15 protein-coding genes are annotated in these 18,339 nt (G+C 37.8%); 3 read left to right on the top strand and 12 right to left on the bottom strand.

The annotated features are described in order from the left end of the window. Positions 1-53: 53 nt before the first annotated feature. Positions 54-1,994: a DNA topoisomerase (ATP-hydrolyzing) subunit B gene (gyrB, locus tag CHB68_RS04130; protein ID WP_089259568.1), complete on the bottom strand. Its 1,941-nt coding sequence runs from the start codon at positions 1,992-1,994 to the stop codon at positions 54-56. A gap of 408 nt (positions 1,995-2,402) precedes the next feature. On the opposite strand from gyrB, the gene CHB68_RS04125 reads away from it, so the two are divergent. After that, positions 2,403-2,588 (top strand): CsbD family protein, encoded by a 186-nt coding sequence (locus CHB68_RS04125; RefSeq protein WP_089259567.1) that lies wholly within the window; start codon positions 2,403-2,405, stop codon positions 2,586-2,588. A 73-nt stretch (positions 2,589-2,661) separates the two neighbouring features. Here CHB68_RS04125 and asnB read toward each other — a convergent pair whose 3' ends face one another. Continuing rightward, positions 2,662-4,326, bottom strand: coding sequence for an asparagine synthase B (gene asnB, locus CHB68_RS04120; protein ID WP_089259566.1), 1,665 nt, complete (start codon positions 4,324-4,326; stop codon positions 2,662-2,664). Positions 4,327-4,567: 241 nt separating this feature from the next. On the opposite strand from asnB, the gene CHB68_RS04115 reads away from it, so the two are divergent. Beyond that, positions 4,568-5,107 carry a DUF2911 domain-containing protein gene (locus tag CHB68_RS04115; protein ID WP_089259565.1) on the top strand — a complete coding sequence of 180 codons (540 nt, stop codon included), beginning with the start codon at positions 4,568-4,570 and terminating at the stop codon, positions 5,105-5,107. 61 nt (positions 5,108-5,168) lie between these two features. On the opposite strand, the gene CHB68_RS04110 is transcribed toward CHB68_RS04115, so the two are convergent. The 7 genes from CHB68_RS04110 to CHB68_RS04080 form a co-directional block, all read right to left on the bottom strand. After that, a complete protein-coding gene (locus CHB68_RS04110; protein ID WP_089259772.1) occupies positions 5,169-6,797 on the bottom strand; it encodes an amidohydrolase in 1,629 nt (542 codons plus the stop codon). A 98-nt stretch (positions 6,798-6,895) separates the two neighbouring features. Beyond that, positions 6,896-7,348, bottom strand: a complete 453-nt coding sequence (locus CHB68_RS04105) for a hypothetical protein (RefSeq protein ID WP_143815169.1) — start codon at positions 7,346-7,348, stop codon at positions 6,896-6,898. Between the two features lie 86 nt (positions 7,349-7,434). Next, positions 7,435-8,196, bottom strand: a complete 762-nt coding sequence (locus tag CHB68_RS04100) for an NYN domain-containing protein (protein ID WP_089259563.1) — start codon at positions 8,194-8,196, stop codon at positions 7,435-7,437. Between the two features lie 140 nt (positions 8,197-8,336). Next, positions 8,337-8,762 carry a response regulator gene (locus CHB68_RS04095; protein WP_089259562.1) on the bottom strand — a complete coding sequence of 142 codons (426 nt, stop codon included), beginning with the start codon at positions 8,760-8,762 and terminating at the stop codon, positions 8,337-8,339. Between the two features lie 5 nt (positions 8,763-8,767). Beyond that, positions 8,768-10,267 carry a sensor histidine kinase gene (locus CHB68_RS04090; protein ID WP_089259561.1) on the bottom strand — a complete coding sequence of 500 codons (1,500 nt, stop codon included), beginning with the start codon at positions 10,265-10,267 and terminating at the stop codon, positions 8,768-8,770. Between the two features lie 9 nt (positions 10,268-10,276). Then, positions 10,277-10,756, bottom strand: a complete 480-nt coding sequence (locus tag CHB68_RS04085) for a hypothetical protein (RefSeq protein WP_089259560.1) — start codon at positions 10,754-10,756, stop codon at positions 10,277-10,279. 187 nt (positions 10,757-10,943) lie between these two features. After that, a complete protein-coding gene (locus tag CHB68_RS04080) occupies positions 10,944-12,251 on the bottom strand; it encodes an MFS transporter (protein WP_089259559.1) in 1,308 nt (435 codons plus the stop codon). Positions 12,252-12,412: 161 nt separating this feature from the next. Here CHB68_RS04080 and CHB68_RS04075 point away from each other — a divergent pair, with 161 nt between their 5' ends. Further along, positions 12,413-13,195 (top strand): NIPSNAP family protein, encoded by a 783-nt coding sequence (locus CHB68_RS04075; RefSeq protein WP_089259558.1) that lies wholly within the window; start codon positions 12,413-12,415, stop codon positions 13,193-13,195. Here CHB68_RS04075 and CHB68_RS04070 read toward each other — a convergent pair whose 3' ends face one another. The 3 genes from CHB68_RS04070 to CHB68_RS04060 form a co-directional block, all read right to left on the bottom strand. Beyond that, a complete protein-coding gene (locus tag CHB68_RS04070; protein WP_218822477.1) occupies positions 13,196-14,272 on the bottom strand; it encodes an OmpA family protein in 1,077 nt (358 codons plus the stop codon). A gap of 136 nt (positions 14,273-14,408) precedes the next feature. Next, entirely contained in the window at positions 14,409-16,415 is a 2,007-nt protein-coding gene (locus CHB68_RS04065; RefSeq protein WP_089259771.1) for an NHL repeat-containing protein, read from the bottom strand. A 160-nt stretch (positions 16,416-16,575) separates the two neighbouring features. After that, positions 16,576-18,333 carry a TonB-dependent receptor gene (locus CHB68_RS04060; protein ID WP_089259770.1) on the bottom strand — a complete coding sequence of 586 codons (1,758 nt, stop codon included), beginning with the start codon at positions 18,331-18,333 and terminating at the stop codon, positions 16,576-16,578. Positions 18,334-18,339 lie beyond the last annotated feature (6 nt).

Genomic DNA, 18,339 nt, shown 5'->3' with positions numbered 1-18,339 from the left:
AAATAAAAAACCTGCGTTTTAGGCGCAGGTTTTTGTTGTGTAACTGGTATTTTCTATGTGTCAATGTTTGCATATACTGCATTCTTCTCAATAAATTCTCTCCTTGGAGGAACTTCATCGCCCATAAGCATTGAAAAGACACGATCGGTTTCTGTAGCATTATCAATTTGAATTTGACGTAAGGTCCTGAATTCAGGATTCATGGTCGTATCCCATAATTGCTCCGCGTTCATTTCCCCAAGACCTTTGTATCGCTGTATGCTTACACCACCACTGTAACTATCCGCTATGGCATCACGTTCCTTATCACTCCATGCATATTGCTTCTTCTGACCTTTCTTTACCAAATATAAAGGCGGTGTTGCAATATATACATGTCCACTTTCTATGAGTTCTCTCATATATCTAAAGAAGAACGTTAAAATCAAGGTTTCAATATGGCTACCATCCACATCGGCATCACACATGATAACTACTTTATGATACCTTAACTTATCCAAGTTTAAAGCCTTGCTGTCATCTTCCGTACCAATAGTTACACCCAGAGCGGTATACATATTTTTAATTTCCTCATTTTCAAATACCTTATGTTGCATGGCTTTTTCAACATTCAATATTTTACCTCGTAAAGGAAGAATGGCCTGGAAATTACGGTCACGGCCCATTTTGGCGGTACCCCCCGCAGAATCTCCCTCAACTAGGAATATCTCACATTTTTCAGGATCTTGCTCAGAACAATCCGACAGTTTACCAGGCAGTCCACCACCGCTCATAACATTCTTGCGCTGAACCATTTCACGCGCTTTGGAAGCCGCATGCCTAGCTTGTGCCGCAAGGATCACTTTCTGTACAATGGTTTTTGCATCATCTGGATGCTCCTCCAAATAATCCGTTAACATCTCTGACACTGCTTGGCTTACCGCTGCAGATACTTCACGGTTACCTAATTTTGTTTTGGTCTGACCTTCAAATTGGGGCTCAGAAACCTTTACGGAAACAATGGCCGTTAATCCTTCGCGAAAATCATCCCCTTGGATCTCAAATTTCAATTTATCCAACATACCTGAAGCATCGGCATATTTTTTAAGGGTAGACGTCAGCCCCCTTCTAAAACCGGATAAATGCGTTCCGCCTTCATGGGTATTTATATTGTTTACGTAGGAATGAAGGTTTTCCGTATAACTGGTATTATAGATCATAGCTACTTCAACGGGAATATCGTTTTTTTCCCCTTCCATGGCTATTACCCCTTGTATCAATGATTCTCTATTACCGTCCAAAAATTTGACAAATTCCTTAAGCCCTTCATTAGAAAAGAACGTTTCATTTACATACTCGCCCTTTTCATCTTTTTGACGCTTATCGGTAATACTGATGGTTACCCCTTTGTTCAAGAACGAAAGCTCACGCATTCTGTTCGCCAAAGTTTCATAACTATATTCTATGGTCTGTGTAAAAATGGTATCGTCTGGATGAAAGGTTACCTCCGTACCCCTTTCCGTAGTCTCTCCAATTCGTTTTACGGGATATAAGGCTTTACCCCTTGAATATTCCTGCTGCCAGATTACGCCGTCCCTATATACCGTTGCAGATAAATGATCAGACAGTGCGTTTACACAAGATACCCCAACCCCGTGAAGTCCACCGGAAACTTTATATGAATCTTTATCGAACTTACCTCCGGCACCAATTTTGGTCATTACGACCTGTAATGCGGAAACACCCTCTTTTTTGTGCAAATCCACAGGTATACCCCTACCGTTATCCTTGGTGGTGATAGAATTGTCCTCGTTGATGATAACGCTGATCGTATCACAATGACCGCCCATTGCCTCATCAATGGAGTTATCCACTACTTCATAGACCAAATGGTGCAATCCCCGTACCCCAACATCACCAATATACATGGATGGACGCATACGTACATGCTCCATACCTTCCAAGGCTTGAATACTATCCGCCGAATAATTTTTCTTATTTGCTTCTTCGCTCATAAAATTAAGGTTGTTTTACTTCAAATTTTGCAATCTTACAAATATACGCAATACCCCATAGAATATAGTGTTTCTGACCATTGGGCATTGGTAAGTTATCAACAATAATTGTGGAAAATTAACAATTACAACGTATTACCCGCCCATATGTATCTGAACACTCCCATATACACCATTAATGGCAATACTGGACCTCTGGCTCACCTTATATAGAAATAGAAAGAATACCTAAAAGAAATATATTCTAGTGTAGCAATATGTTAAGCAAATGCTTAAAAATTAACATTCAATCCTAAGAAATGACTGTATTGATTACAATTTAAACGGTATCCGTTTCTATTGTGTTTTTTTAAGATTTACTTTACATATAGCCTGTAACTTAGTATTATAATCATAAAACAAGTTATCATGAATGAAGAACAATTTAAAGGAAAATGGAACATTGCAAAAGGTAAGCTAAAACAAAAGTATGGCAACCTTACAGATGATGATCTTACCTATGCCGAAGGAAAATCAGATGAGTTACTTGGTAGAATACAGGAAAAAACAGGGGAATCTAAAGAAAAATTAAAGAATTTTATAGATGCCCTATAATGTGGTAGGATTAAATTAAAAGCCCGTCCAAATATATTGGCCGGGCTTTTTTTATCAGCTAATCATTAATTTATTAGTACGCATCTGTATGTACATTGGCGACCGCCCTTCCAGATGGATCGTTCATATTTTTAAATGCCTCATCCCATTCTAAAGCAATTTGGGTACTACAAGCCACGGAAGCTTCCTGAGGAACACAAAGTGCCGCTGCATCCGACGGAAAATGCTCTTCAAAAATTGAACGGTAGTAAAACTCCTCTTTTGATGTAGGCGTTTGTAATGGAAACCTGAATTTGGCATTGGCCAATTGCTCATCGCTCACCTCTTGGTTTACCACTTCTTTCAGCGTATCAATCCAACTATACCCTACTCCGTCAGAGAATTGTTCCTTTTGTCTCCATGCCACACTTTCCGGCAGCATATCTTCAAAGGCTTTACGTACCACCCATTTCTCCATACGTTCCCCATTGATCATTTTATCCTGTGGATTAATGCTCATGGCCACATCCATAAATTCTTTGTCCAAGAACGGCACCCTACCTTCAATACCCCAAGACGCCAAGGATTTGTTGGCCCTTAAACAGTCATACATATGCAATTTGCTTAACTTACGTACAGTCTCTTCATGAAACTCCTGTGCGTTGGGTGCTTTATGAAAGTATAGGTAACCCCCAAACAATTCATCTGCACCTTCACCGGACAATACCATTTTTATACCCATAGATTTAATGACACGCGCCATTAAGTACATTGGTGTAGAAGCACGTATGGTGGTAATATCATATGTTTCCAAGTTGTATACCACATCTTTAATGGCATCCAACCCTTCTTGTATGGTAAACTTTATCTCATGGTGTACGGTACCAATATGGTCCGCAACCTTTTGGGCAGCAGCCAAATCTGGAGAACCTTCCAAACCTACGGAAAATGAGTGCAATTGTGGATACCAAGCATCTGTTGTATCTCCACTTTCCACACGCTTTTGAGCATATTTCTTGGCAATGGCGGAAGTAACGGAAGAATCAAGACCTCCTGACAACAATACGCCATAGGGAACATCTGACATTAATTGCCTGTGCACCGCAGCTTCAAGGGCTTCTTTTATTTTTTGAATGCTGGTTTCGTTTTCCTTAACCGCATCATACTCCATCCAATCCCTTTTATACCATCTTTTTAATTCCCCGTCAGAACTATGTAAATAATGTCCCGGAGGAAAAAGTTCTATTTTTGTACATGTACCTTCTAGGGCTTTTAACTCAGAGGCAACATAAAACGTACCGTTCTTGTCCCAACCCATGTACAAAGGAATAATCCCCATATGATCACGGGCAACGAAATATTCATCTTTTTCGGCATCATAAATGGTAAATCCAAAAATACCGTTCATTTCATCAATAAAATCGACACCCTTTTCCTGATACAGAGCCAAAATAACCTCACAATCAGACTCGGTCTTAAAATCATAGGTACCTTCAAATTGCTTACGTAATTCCCTATGGTTATAAATTTCGCCATTTGCGGCCAGTATCAATTTACCGTTTGGACTCAATAATGGTTGCTTACCCGAAGCCGGATCTACAATGGCTAAACGCTCATGCGCCAATATTGCCTTATCATCTGCATAGATTCCACTCCAATCCGGACCTCTATGTCTTATTTTCTTTGACATTTCCAATAGTTGAGGCCTAAGTACTTCAGTACTTTCCTTAACATCAAATGCACATACTATTCCACACATAATCTGATTATTATAACATTTCGAATACAAATATCTATTTATACTTTCACATAACAAACAGATAAGACATATATACTTACAATTTAAAACAATAAATTCTATTTTTACTTATGATTAAAATAAAAGCTTACAAAAAACTTGCCACTTCATTCAATATTGTAATAATAAAAATTTAACCTCCTTATACTATTCAAACTAGTGGAATCTCCTTAATTTTAGGCCACTTAAAACAAATAGAATTATGAAAAAACTAACTTTACTAGCAACTTCAATGTTTGCGCTTCTACTAACAACGGTAGCTACGGCGCAAGATTTTTCAGGAATGGACAAAAGTCCTATGGACATGGCCGCTTTTCCTACTGATTACAAAGTAGCGGATAAAGCTGTACGTATTATTTACAGTAGACCACAATTAAAAGGCCGTTCTATGGCAGAACTTGCTCCTGCCAATAAAGTATGGAGAACCGGTGCCAATGAAGCCCCTGAAATTACATTCTATAAGGATGTAAACTTTGGCGGAAAGGACATTAAAGCCGGGACTTACGCCTTGTTCACCATGCCAGGTGAAAAGGAATGGACCGTAATTTTGAACAAAAAATTAAATCAATGGGGTTCTTATTTTTATGATGAAAGTGCAGATGTTGCCCGTATTAAAGTTCCAAATGGTAGCGACACCTCTTCAATAGAGGAATTTTCAATTGCCTTTAAAGAGGTTGAAGGTGGTGCCCATATGGTAATGGGTTGGGATAAAACCAGGGTAGCCGTACCTATTATGCTTTAAAGTAAATTATCCATACTATTTAGAAACCCCGGTTAAAGTTTTAACCGGGGTTTTTATTTCTTTAACGGACTATACCGTTTACGAAAGTCTGCTCCGCACGAATATTGGGTATATTTTCTAATGGGGCCGTCATTAAATCTTCACTATAAATGACAAAGTCCGCAAATTTACCGGGCTCAATACTTCCCTTTTCGTTCTCTTCAAAATTGGAGTATGCCGCCCAGATGGTCATGCCCTTTAAAGCTTCTTCCCTGGTCAACGCTTCTTCCATATGAAAACCATCTTCTGGGTAACCACTGGTATCCCTTCTACCTACTGCTGCGTAAAAGGTCAAAAACGGACTCACATCCTCGACAGGGAAATCAGTCCCTAAGGCAACCATGCCCGCCTTATTCAAAAGGGTCTTATAGGCATAGGCACCTTTAACACGATCGCCCAATCTGTCTTCTACCCAATACATATCGCTCGTAGCATGTGTTGGCTGTACCGAAGGAATTATACCTTCTTTAAAAAGGTCAAAATCCGTTGTTTCCAACACTTGGGCATGTTCTATTTTCCATCTTCTGTCGGTAGTTCCTTCCAATACTTTTTTATAGGCCCGTAAAACCGCAATATTTGCTGAATCACCAATAGCATGGGTATTCATTTGGTATTCTGAAATTGCCAATTTATTGGCCAAACGATTTAATTCCTCTACAGAGGTTACCATAGCACCATAGTGTGCGGGCAAATCGCTATATGGTTGTTTTAATGCCGCACCCCTAGAACCCAAAGCTCCATCTCCGTAGACTTTTACGGAACGGACGTTCAACAGATCGGTCTTTACAGGTCCTTTATTGATAAAATAATCAACATCTTCCTTGTTATTGCTAACCATGGCATATATTCTGATGGACAAATCACCGGCCTGTTGTAAACTATCGATCAATTCTATTGTTTCCCTATCTATACCGGCATCGTTTACCGTAGTGAGTCCATGATTCAAACAAATTCGTTCGGCATCCTTTAATGCTTTTATTTTTTCCTGTTTGGTCGGCAAAGGCATAATACTATCTATAAGCAACATAGGATTATCAATAAGAACTCCGGTAATACCGGAAAAGCCATCTTTCCATTTTTTTTGAATTTCCCCGCCATCTACCTTTGTACTCCAGTCTATACCGGCCATGTCCAACGCTTTTTGGTTTACCAAATAGGCATGACCATCTACCCGTTCCAAAACAACAGGTATATCGGGAAAAATGGTATCCAATTCCGCTTTGGTAGGAAATTTCTTTTCCTCCCAATCATTTTGGTCCCATCCCCTGCCCCTTAAAAATGATTTAGGATTTGCGTTATGGAATGCCCTGACTTTTTGTAATACTTCATCAAAACTTGTGGTCCCCACTAGATTCACCACCTGCTGATTTAGCCCTAAACCATAAAAATGGCAATGTGCATCAATAAGTCCCGGTGTAATTGTTCTGCCATCCGCATCGATCAGTTGATCAGAGGTATATATATCCCTAATTTCATCATTAGTGCCCACAGCCAAAAATTTACCATCATGAACCGCAAAGGCTTGGGCTTTACCAAAATTTTCATCAACCAAATACACATTGGCATTTACGATGATAAGGTCTACCTTCTCTTTAAAATGTTCACATCCGGATATCACAACGAATAGAAGAAGAAGAATAAGTTTTTTCAAAATTGGGAAGTTTAGTTGAACAACAATATAGTTAACATCATTTAAAGATGTCAAAATAATATTGAAAACTAAGGAAATTTTAAAAAAGATTTAAATCTTTAACGCACAGGTACTTGGCGTTTACCATAAATCTTGCTAGCGCCTTTTGCGGAATAACTTTCCCCAACTATACGATTGCCATCCAAAAGAAGTACAAATGAAACTCGTTCAAGCCCATCAATATTGACATTAAATTTGATGGCGTTCTCATTGATTTCAACATCTTGACCAGTTAAAACCCCATTTTTAAATTTCATGGCAACATCATAGTTACCATTTTGTTTGGTTACGAACAATACGCCGTCCTTATATACTTCACTGATATTTTCGTTACCAAATGAAAAGCGCCAAACTCCCAAAGCACTGTCCGGTGAATGCTTGCCGGCAGCTACAATTTTATCTTCGTTTTTTAAATTTAAACTATCATTCATTACAGATGGAGCAAGAAGTATAACTTGAAGAAAAATGATAATTTTAATTACAGTGTGCGATATAAGCATTGGATTCAACATTCAATTATGTTCTTAAAACGTATGTTTTAACATAATATTTTATGTACCAATTGCTTTATAAGACGCTATACGGATGCTAGGAGCGGTTATTTTTTAGACTTAGGGGCTTTTTTTTCCTTAATCTTTACGTAAATAAGTTTTTTACGTCCTTTAGAATCTTCCCTGCGTTCAATTTCAAAATGAGGAATGGAGTTGATCAATGGGGTCAACTTTTGAAAACCATAGTTTCTAGAGTCAAAATTGGGTTGCTTTTTTTGCAGCAAACTACCTACATCACCTAAAAAGGCCCACCCATCATCGTCAGCGACATCATCTATGGTGGTTGCTATAAAACGTAGTGCTTTTGGCGTAATCTTATCTACCGTATTTTTAGTAGCCGGGGTTTCGTTTTTGGTATCTATAGACTCTTCCTCTGTTCTACTCTTCAATATTTCTATATAAATAAACTTGTCACAAGCAACAATAAACGGATTAGGCGTTTTACGCTCGCCAATACCAAATACCTGCATACCGGCCTCTCTTAACCTTGTTGCCAAACGGGTAAAATCACTATCACTACTAACAATACAAAAACCATTGACCTTACCTGAATACAAAATATCCATGGCATCTATAATCATGGCCGAATCCGTTGCGTTCTTACCTTGGGTATATCCATATTGCTGGATCGGGGTAATAGCATTTTCAAGTAGCACGTTTTTCCATTTTCCCAAACGCGGATTGGTCCAATCCCCATAAATCCTTTTTATGGTTGGATTACCATATTTGGCAATTTCCTCCATCATTTCCTTTACATATGCAGATGGTATATTATCACCATCTATCAATACTGCCAAATTTAAATCCATAAGATTGTTTTATGTAAAGATAAGCGGTTTACCCTGTATTAAATAACGTTATAAAATTGATTCTTAATTTAACATGCCGCCATTGGCTAATATGCGGTGTTGGGACATACGCACTCCATGATTTTAAACTTTAGCCTAATTTATTTATGATCGGCAAAGTATTCATCTATAATATCCTGAAGAATTTGATAGGTCAACGGTTTATTTTTAAATCCGTCAATCGTTGAAATGGAATCTGATTTATTTTTATCATCTGGGTTTAAGGATGTGGTCAGCATTACCAATACTATCTTACTTCTATGCTCAGGGCTTAACTTCTCATAACCTTCCAAAAACTCCCATCCATCCATGCCGGGCATGTTAATGTCAAGAAATATAATATCTGGTCTTGGATATGCGTCAAAATCCGTTTGCTCCAAATACTTTAAGGCATCATATCCACTTTCCAAATCAACAATTTTCTCGGTAATCTTTGCCTTGTCGATTACGCGTTTATGGATATAGTTGGTAGCATGGTCATCATCTATCAGCAAAATGCAGCTTAGTTTCTTTTTTAAAGGTATCATAATGGTTATGTTTTAAGTGTAAAGAAAAATTTACTTCCTTGTCCCAAGGAAGATTCTACCCAAATTTTGCCTCCATGCAAGTCAATAATCTTTTGGCAATGGGCCAGGCCAATACCCGTACCATCGTATTCATTTCGTGAGTGCAATCTTTTGAATATTTTAAAAATTTTATGTTGGTGGTCCTTGGAAATACCAATACCGTTATCCGCTATACAAAACTGTATTTCATTTTCTTTTTTAAAGGAGCTTATCTTTATAATAGGACTCACTTCTTTTTTACCAAACTTTATGGCATTCAAAATAAGATTTAAAAAAAGTTGGCGTACCTCATCTTTATATCCCATTACCGCAACATCCACAACATCATATTCAATGAGTGTATTGGTTTCCGTTATTTTTAAACTTAAGTCTTTTTTTAGATCTTCTATTATTTCTATAAAATTAACTTGTTGCATTTCTGCATCTTTTCCAATTCTGCTATAATCCAACAATGCCTTGACCAAATTCTGCATTCTTCCGGTAGCTTCCAAAATAAAATTTAAGCTATCCTTTCCTGTCTCGTCAAATTGAGTCCTATATTCATTTGATAGTAGCTCAGAAAAACTGGTAACCGTACGTAAGGGTTCCTGTAGGTCATGTGAAGCTATGAATGCAAACTGTTCCAGTTCCTTGTTTTTAGCCTCAAGCTTTTCCGCATAGGCAATCCGTTCATTTTCAATTCTCTTGAGTTCAGTAATATCGGTCCAACTAAATCGCTTAAAGGCTATGGCACCATCATTCTCCTTTGATGAAGAGACATTTAAAATTACATCTATGGGCTTACCTAAATTTGTTTTTAACCTAAGCTCCGCATTTTTAATACTTTTTCCTTTACTAAAACCCTCAAGGATATTCTTTAAGTTGGCCAAACTATCTTTATGGTGCAAAAACTCTATGGACCTTCCTAAAATTTCATCTTTGGAGTACCCTAATTTATTTGCAAGGGTTTCGTTACAACGAATTACTTCATTATTGTTTTTAATACTAGCCAGCATCTCATTAGAGTTTTCATATAAGGAGCTATAGATACGTTCACTGACCTCTAGTTCCTTCTGGCTCTTTAACAATGCCCTGGTCCTCTCAAATACCTTCTTCTCCAATAGCAACAATACTTTTTCCAAACCTGCATAACCACTTTTTGCCGCAGATACCAAGGTAACACATACCCAAACTACGATTATGGCTATAAATGTATTGACCCCTTCTAGACTTCCTTGAGGCAAAGATGTTGATTTTTCCGTCATACCCAGAATTATCAATATAGTACATAATATTCCTATATAAATAGATATGTTTTTTGTGGGAAGTATCCAACTGTATAATATAACCAAACTATAAATGGCCCCAATAGCAATGCTGGAAGGCACATTAATATCTATAATGTAAATTATTGCCGCAATTAAGAACGCAATTGAAAACAATATGACATTCTTAACATATAAAGGCGTTGCTTTTTGATCGGCCATAAACGAAACCTATATTTTCAGTTGTTTTTTCAACTGAGATATTTCAGCATCCTTTTCTTCCAATTCCAATCTTAATCTTGAATTTTCAAAATCATCTACCGAATTTGGTGCTTTCGCATCCAACAATTTGGGCAAATCACGGATCAAAGCAAATACGGTCGCAAAACTTATTATTGCCGTTAAGAACCGTACCAAAGCACTTAACCTATATGCTGGCCACCAGAAGATTATTGCATCTAGAATATGAGTGGCGCCACATAAAATTATAAAAGCGGCAAAAAGCCAAAAAACAGGTAAAAAAGGCACTTTGGGTCTTTTTTGGACAAACCAAATTATTACGACAGGAATAATAAAGTAAGCCAACCAAATGGCTACATCACTACCTACGTACAGCCATCCATGAAAATCGCTCCATTTACCACACACCCATCTTGGCGGCCAATCAGATGTGTCAAAAAGTTGCTGTAAAAAAGCTATTATTTCATTCATATTTAACCTTTTAAAATTTTAACTGAAAATTGGTTCAATTCTATCGCGCTCACCTTTTCCTACAACAAAATACTAATATAGTACAAAAGATGTTGTAATACCCTAACTGTTCAATGCCTATATTCATTGAAGAAATACCTATTATGCCTATAGGTTCAATTATTTGAAGAATGCTTTAAACAAAAAGTTATTGAGGATTATTAGCCTTAATTGAGCCAATGGCCAAAAAAAGCAAAAAGGCCAATCCTAAAAAGCCGACCATTTTGTAAGAGCCAAAAGTAGAAAGACAAAAACTGAACACGCTTGGTGCCAATGCACTTGCCAATATCAAAAAACTCATAATTTTACCTGTTATACTCCCTAAATGTGTCCTACCAAAGAAACGAGGCCAAGCTACTGCATTCAATACCGCAAAAAAACCACCAAGTGTGCCAAAGCCAGCAATTAGCATAGGTACACCAACCGGAGTAGATAACAATAAAAACCCCAATGAGGCCAAAATACCGCCCAATAACATTAAATAGAGGTATAATTTTAAGGGTAAATAATCACTTAAAAAGTTAAACAAAGTAGAAACGGTTACCGCTACAACAGAGCCGGGCAAGAAAATTGCAATGGCATCTTCCTTTACAAATCCTTGTAAGTTAAAAATGGAAACAATATGAAAAGTAAGGCCCGTGATAAAAAAACTATTAAAGGCCAAGGTAAGTCCGTACATCCAAAAGGCACGCTCTTTTTTGGCTTCCTCTAACGTAAATTGTTTGGGTACGGTAGTTTTCCGTTGCTCTTGCGTATTTAAATGATTGACACCATCGGGCAGCAAACCATGTTTTTCTGGTGATATTTTATAAAAAAGGAATATCAATATGCTAAAGAACAATAATCCTATGGCCAAAAACTGCCAAGTTTGCGACCATCCATAACCTTCGATCAAACCATTGATCCATAAGGGTGAAGACGAAAAACCAAAAGAAAGGGCAACGCTACTAAAAGAATTGACTTTACCCCTATTTTTATCGAACCAGATCATTATTACATTCCTGGATGCCATTGTCAATACACCTTGACCGGCAAAGCGTAACATAAAAAATAATATAGTCATCAATACAAACGGCACAACCCAGGTATCAACGGATAACAACTCCTTAATATACGTACTCATGGACGCTGACCATGAGCATAAAAATAGGGTCAACCCTAATGTAAGAGCCGCAAAAAAAGCTACATAGCGCGCGCCATAAACATCAAACCATACTCCTGCCCTACCAATGACCAAAGAGCTAACAATGGTACCTATCATATAGGCATTACTAAACTGATTTCTAGATAGGCCCAAGGCATCTTTAACCGGATCGGTAAAAACAGAAACACCAATAGTCTGCCCGGGTATACTGCAATAAATACCAATGGTCCCTATTACAAGAATAACATACCCATAAAAAACGGGACTTTTAGCGGGATCTATTAGTTGCTTTTGAAACAGGTGGTTAAACATATGCTGGTTACTGACAGTAAAAATACACCATAGCCACTAGCCCATAAAATTAACGGCCTAAGGAAACTTGAGAAAATCGTTATAAAAAGTTTAAACAAGGTAGATTTAAGGTCTAAGATTTTATACCTAACTTTCTAAACCTAACAACACAAATTTCAACTATGAATACTTGGAAATCATTCTTACTATTAACAACAATCATTATTATGGCGTGTTCCAATCAAGGGTACGCACAGGCAAGGGAGTTCTACGAACTTAAAACCTATACCATAAAAAACGAGGATCAAGAACAACGTATGGACCACTATTTGGAAAACGCGTACCTACCTGCTTTAAAAAGAATGGGTATACCCCACATAGGTGTATTTAAAATGCATAACGACAAGTTTATACCTAGCAATAAAATATACATTTTAATACCTTATAAATCACTTGCCGAATTTGAAAGCACCGAGAAATTATTGGCATTGGACAAAGCCCATTTAACCCAAGGTGCAGATTATATTAATGCTAGTTTTGACAATCCACCTTACGAACGCATTAATTCCGTGTTAATGCGTGCTTTCCCTGATATGCCCCAAATGAGACCTACTACCGTTGAAGGCCCAAGGAAGGACAGAGTCTATGAACTAAGAAGTTACGAATCTCCTACTGAAGCCCTGTACAAAAACAAGGTACATATGTTCAATGAAGGTGGAGAGGTTGAACTTTTTGAAAGTTTGGGCTTTAATGCCGTTTTTTATGCAGAAGTGATTTCTGGTGACCGCATGCCCAATCTTATGTATATGACTACATTTTCGGATATGAGCAAACGAAATGCCTTGTGGAAAAATTTTAGCGATTCACCCAAGTGGAAAGAAATTTCATCCATGAAAAAATACCAGAACAATATGAACAAATTAGATAAAGATTTGTTGTACCCAACCCCGTATTCTGATTATTAATTAATTTTCCAAAATAAATTCTACACGCCGGTTGAGCAATCTACCGGCTTTTGTTTTATTAGAAGCTATAGGTTTAGCACTACCATGACCAAGAATATGAATTCTATCTCCTTGAATTCCATTTACGGTTAAGAAGCGACCTACCTCCTTTGCCCTCATTAGGGACAATTCCTTATTGAATATCTCTGTTCCAATGGAATCTGTATGGCCGGTGATGGTGATTTTTAAATTAGGATTGTTTTTTAAATACTGCACAATACCATTCAATTCTTGCTGATACTCGGTTTTAAAGGTGCTTTTATTAAAATTGAAATGAACATCCTTGAAAACATGAACACTATCCAATTCATAATTGGGAGTGGACTGGTCCAAGCTATCGTTAGGTGTAACCGAAACCATATCAAGATAATAATAAGACCCCTTGGTCAATTTTCTTTTGGTCTGATATTTTTGTGTTCTCCGATCGTTGTAAAAATTACCGATGATGATAAAGTTTTCTGTTCCATTAGCAACGAATTCCTTTGAAAGTTTTACCCATTCAACCTCATCCGCAAAAAATTTGGAATACTTAATTTCCAGTTTATTGGAAGTATCCCCTTCTACTTTTGAAAAATGCATATTTGATAGCACTTTTGAGGTCTCTATGGACACCGGAAATTCAGAAAAACGTATACCAAATTGCTTCACAGCAAAATCTGACCGTTCTGCCAGACTAATGTAAAACGTAACCGTATAACGTCTGCCCTTATCCAAGGTAGAAAACAGCTTGCCCTGAATATATTCCCTATAATTATCCGGGGCAAACATATAAAACCCTACATAGCCCTTCCCAAAATCTGCGGACTGTTGACCGTTAAAATTTTTGGGTGTCCCCATTGCGGTACTACAGCCATTAAAATAATCAGTAGAACCAAGGGTAGGCATATTCCAATCGCTAACATCCTGAGCTAGGTTTCCAAGCTTGACCGGGCATTGAACAAATTTTTCAAAACTTGGATTTACCACTACGTTCTGGCCAAGAACAGTAGTACTGCCAAATAACAAGAGTAGAACTATTATCTTATTTAGTGTGTTCAACAACATTGGGTCGGTATTGCACCCTAAAGTAGTAAAAAGTGTCCATAGGAAAGTTTTCTATACCTAAAACAAAAAAATGCCCTTCCCAAATATGGAAAAGGCATTTTCAACAATCCAAAACCTAACCAAAAACCTTTTAGTTATTGTACAGATATAACGATGCAGCAGAAGCAAGGTCGTTACTGACCGCTGGCGCAATATTACCATTTGCATTCAAGGCATCTGAAAATCCGAGAACCTTACCATTACCAATTTCGGCAATGAACACCGTTTTTGTATTATGATCATAGGCCACATCTATAGGATTACCCATCTGTGTCAATGAACCTGCTACCCTTGTCTGCTCAGAAAGTGCCAGTGCACCTCCATTTTCAATAGCACCCAATTTAGTTGAAAAATCTTGGGTTACCTGAAAACCACCGTCGGTATTGGCATCAGCAGCATCCCCTATATCCGTCATTACCAATACATCATCAGCTTCACTATAATCGACACCATGTGTTCTAACTATACCATCAACAGTAATTCGTTTAGTAGGTGTAATGGCCCCGTCTGTAATATTCGTAGCCAAAAAGTCTTCATAGACCGCCAGATCACTCGTAGAATCCACTACAGCCAATAAAGTGTTCCCCATAAAGGTTATGCCCCAAGTATTGAAACCTGCATCGAACGTATTCAACAAATTAATGCTTGAACCATTATACTCGTATACATAAAACTTGTTTTCAGTATTACTGGAAACAACTACCTTATTACCAAAAACGGCAATCTCCCTTGGGCTCTCTAAATCTGAACCACCGGTAAAATCAGCAACTAAATTTGCTAAATCTGTAACCGCAGCAAAACTTCCATAATACTCCAAAGCCATGCCTGACCTTGACGCTTGTATAATAGCATCGTTCATGGCGTTGTAATAAATACCTTCAGAAGAATCTGAACCTGTAATTACTGTTTTAGTCAACATTCCGTTGGCATTATAGACACTAACATTACCATTTGCAGTACTTGTTACATATAAGCTAGTTGACTTAGCAGTAGTAGAATCGCCAGTATTACCATCAGTTTCATCACTACTGAAATAGATAGAGGATGCGGACGGTAAATCCTTATTAAAAGAAGGGGTTAGATTACCACCGGAGCCTATATCTGTATAACCTAAAACTTTTCCATTACCAATTTCTGAAATATACACTGCATCAGTTTCTGAATCATAAGCAACGTCAATTGGGTTACCCATTAAAGTAGATGGACCGGCAACACGTACCTGCATTCCTACCGGTAGCAATTCCCCATCTGAAAGTGCATCAAATTTGGAAGAAAAATCGGTAATAACATGAAATCCGCCATCATCTAAAGTATTTGCAGCATCACCAATATCGGTCAAGACCATAACATCATCAGACCCATCGTACACAATACCGTGCGTTCTTACAATACCTTCAATTGTAACTCTTTTTGATGGTCTAACTATACCATCCGTAGCATTTGAAAGAAAGTTATAGAATACGGCCAAATCTCCTGTTGTATCCACTACGGCATATAGGTCATCTCCTTTAAAGGCAACACCCCATACCGGAAATGGTACCTCAACAGTGTTCGTTAAGGAAAATCCCGTACCGTTCATTTCATAAACAAAAAATCTATTGGAACCATTATCTGCCACTACGTAGGTAGAACCATTAACTGCCAGTTCCCTTGGGCTTTCCAGATCTGCACTACCCGTACCACTTGGTGTTACGACTGTACCGTCCATAAGCGTAGATACTTCTGAAAAAGCTTCCAATAACAAAGCGGACCTTGATGCCTGTACAACAATATCCGAAGATGCGTCATAATAGATACCTTCTGCCGCTGTAGTGGTAGTGACCAAGGTAACCAACGAATCTCCTGTAATACTAAATTTTGAAATGTTACCATTATCGTTATTGGTAACAAAAAGGTCTGTTCTACGACCTAAAACGGTCATACCGTCCTCACAAGGTTCACATAAAGAACCTCCACAATCCACACCGGTCTCGTCACCGTTCATAACGCCGTCGTCACAAGTTTCCGCGGTTGGAATTTCCATATTATCATCATCACTGCATGATGCAACAAATAACAATGTAATTAACATTGCACATAAATAAACTGATCTTTTCATACTTAATTGGATTATATTAATTAATAGTTGGGCACCCCTACCTACGAGAATACGCAAGCAAGGTTTTAATCCAATTGTTAAATATTTATTAAAAGAAAAAACCGCTAAACTTAGATGGAGACCATACGGTTTAGCGGTTTTGAAATGTTTGGAACTTGTCCTAAAAATCGAACTTATAAGTAGCTCCTCCAAGCACTTGAATACCTTGGACCTGAAAATTGGCCCAACGCTGATACTGATTGTTTGATAGGTTAGCCCCTTTTACAAAAAAAGAAAGCTGGTCGTTAAATCTATAACCTACATGTGCATTGGCATCAAAATACCCTTCTAATGTAATTGGGGTATCTATACCTGGTTGTGGAATGGCCGCACCAGAATTTGTATCGCTTGCAAAATCTTCTCTTTCACCAACATAAAAGAGATTGGCCCCCATAAACCATTGTTCGCCAATTTGATAATCCATGAATAATGAGGCTTTTAAATTAGGTAAGTTCCAAGCGGGGTTACCCGTTTCCGTGGTATAGTCATACACTTCAGCATTGACACCTAAGGTAAAATTACGGTTCACATCTACATTTAGTTCCCCAAAGATTCCAAGGGTTTTTATATCGTCATAAAACACCCTGAAGGAATTCCCTAAAAAATATCCGTTATCATCACTTCTAGAATCTTCTTGTGGGTTTAATATAAATAACGGTTTTCTATTTTCTGCCGCATACGATCCTTTAATGTTATAACTTAAATTAGGTAACAGCTGCCCTTTAAATCCAACATAGGCATTATATTGACTATCGGTAGGTGCTACAAGCAATGTTGGTGACACAAACGGGTTGGCTTCCACAAAATCATAATACGAGTTTTGCTTTAATTCTCCGGTTACACCACCATAAGTAATAACAGATTCATCTAATAATCTGTATGATGCCGTTACCGCTGGATAGATATAAAAGTTGCTTTCGCTGTTTTCCAAATCCATTCCGTAAACCACATTTATACCAAGATTTAAAGACAAATCATCACGGAGCATTTTTAATGACGGATTGATACCTGCCTGTAAATTACTATAGTCAATTGGTGAAGAATTAACGGCAGGGCCATAGCCATCGTTAGCAAAAGAACCCCCAACATAATCAACTTTTAGCTTAACGCCAAAAGCCTCTTCATTCATGGGGAATTCAAAACCAGTCGTCAAAATCGCCCTATTTTCTCCTGAACTTAACGCATCAAAAAACCTACGGTACTTTATATCCGCTCTCTTGAAATAAGCGTCCTCTACATTTATATGGGCACCTGCTTCACCCATAAAATAGTTTTGTGTTTCATCTATACCGCTCAGCTCACTATCGCTAAATTCTCCTTCAGGTATTCCGTACCAATTGTATAATTGATGTTGCAGACCAATAGCCGCTCCCCAATCCAAATCACGGTCACGTTTTGCATATGATGCATCCAATCTTGTATCGTAGAAGGTATCTTTCAATTCTACATTTTTAATTCCACCGCGAGATGATAGGTGATTAAAACCTATATCAAAATTCTCATCCCTATTAATGGTCCTACTTGTGTAAAACTCACCTAACACATTGCCATAGTTACCTGCTCCAAAAGAGGCATAAGAATTATATAACTGTGGTGGTGGTAGTTTTTCTACGGTAGATGCCGTTCCTTTTGAAGGTGTAAAGGTAGATGCTACAGGTACCGAAAAAATACTATAGGTAATGGGTTTCTTTTGCAAAACGATAGAATCGTTCAAATTGGGAACCGATTTAATTTTAAATGCGTCTGACACGGTTGGTGTATATGCTTTTGTAACCGTTACTGTCTCCGTGCCCAAATCATTGTCCTTATCATCTTGGGCAAAACCAATTTGCATGCCAAGGGACAGAAAAATTAAGGCAATAATATATTTATTGTACATAGGTGT

Source organism: Maribacter sedimenticola (genome assembly GCF_900188415.1).
GTDB classification, from domain to species: Bacteria; Bacteroidota; Bacteroidia; order Flavobacteriales; family Flavobacteriaceae; genus Maribacter; species Maribacter sedimenticola.
The sequence above is the reverse complement of the archived record's forward strand: the minus strand, read 5'-3'. Positions and strand labels throughout refer to the sequence as shown.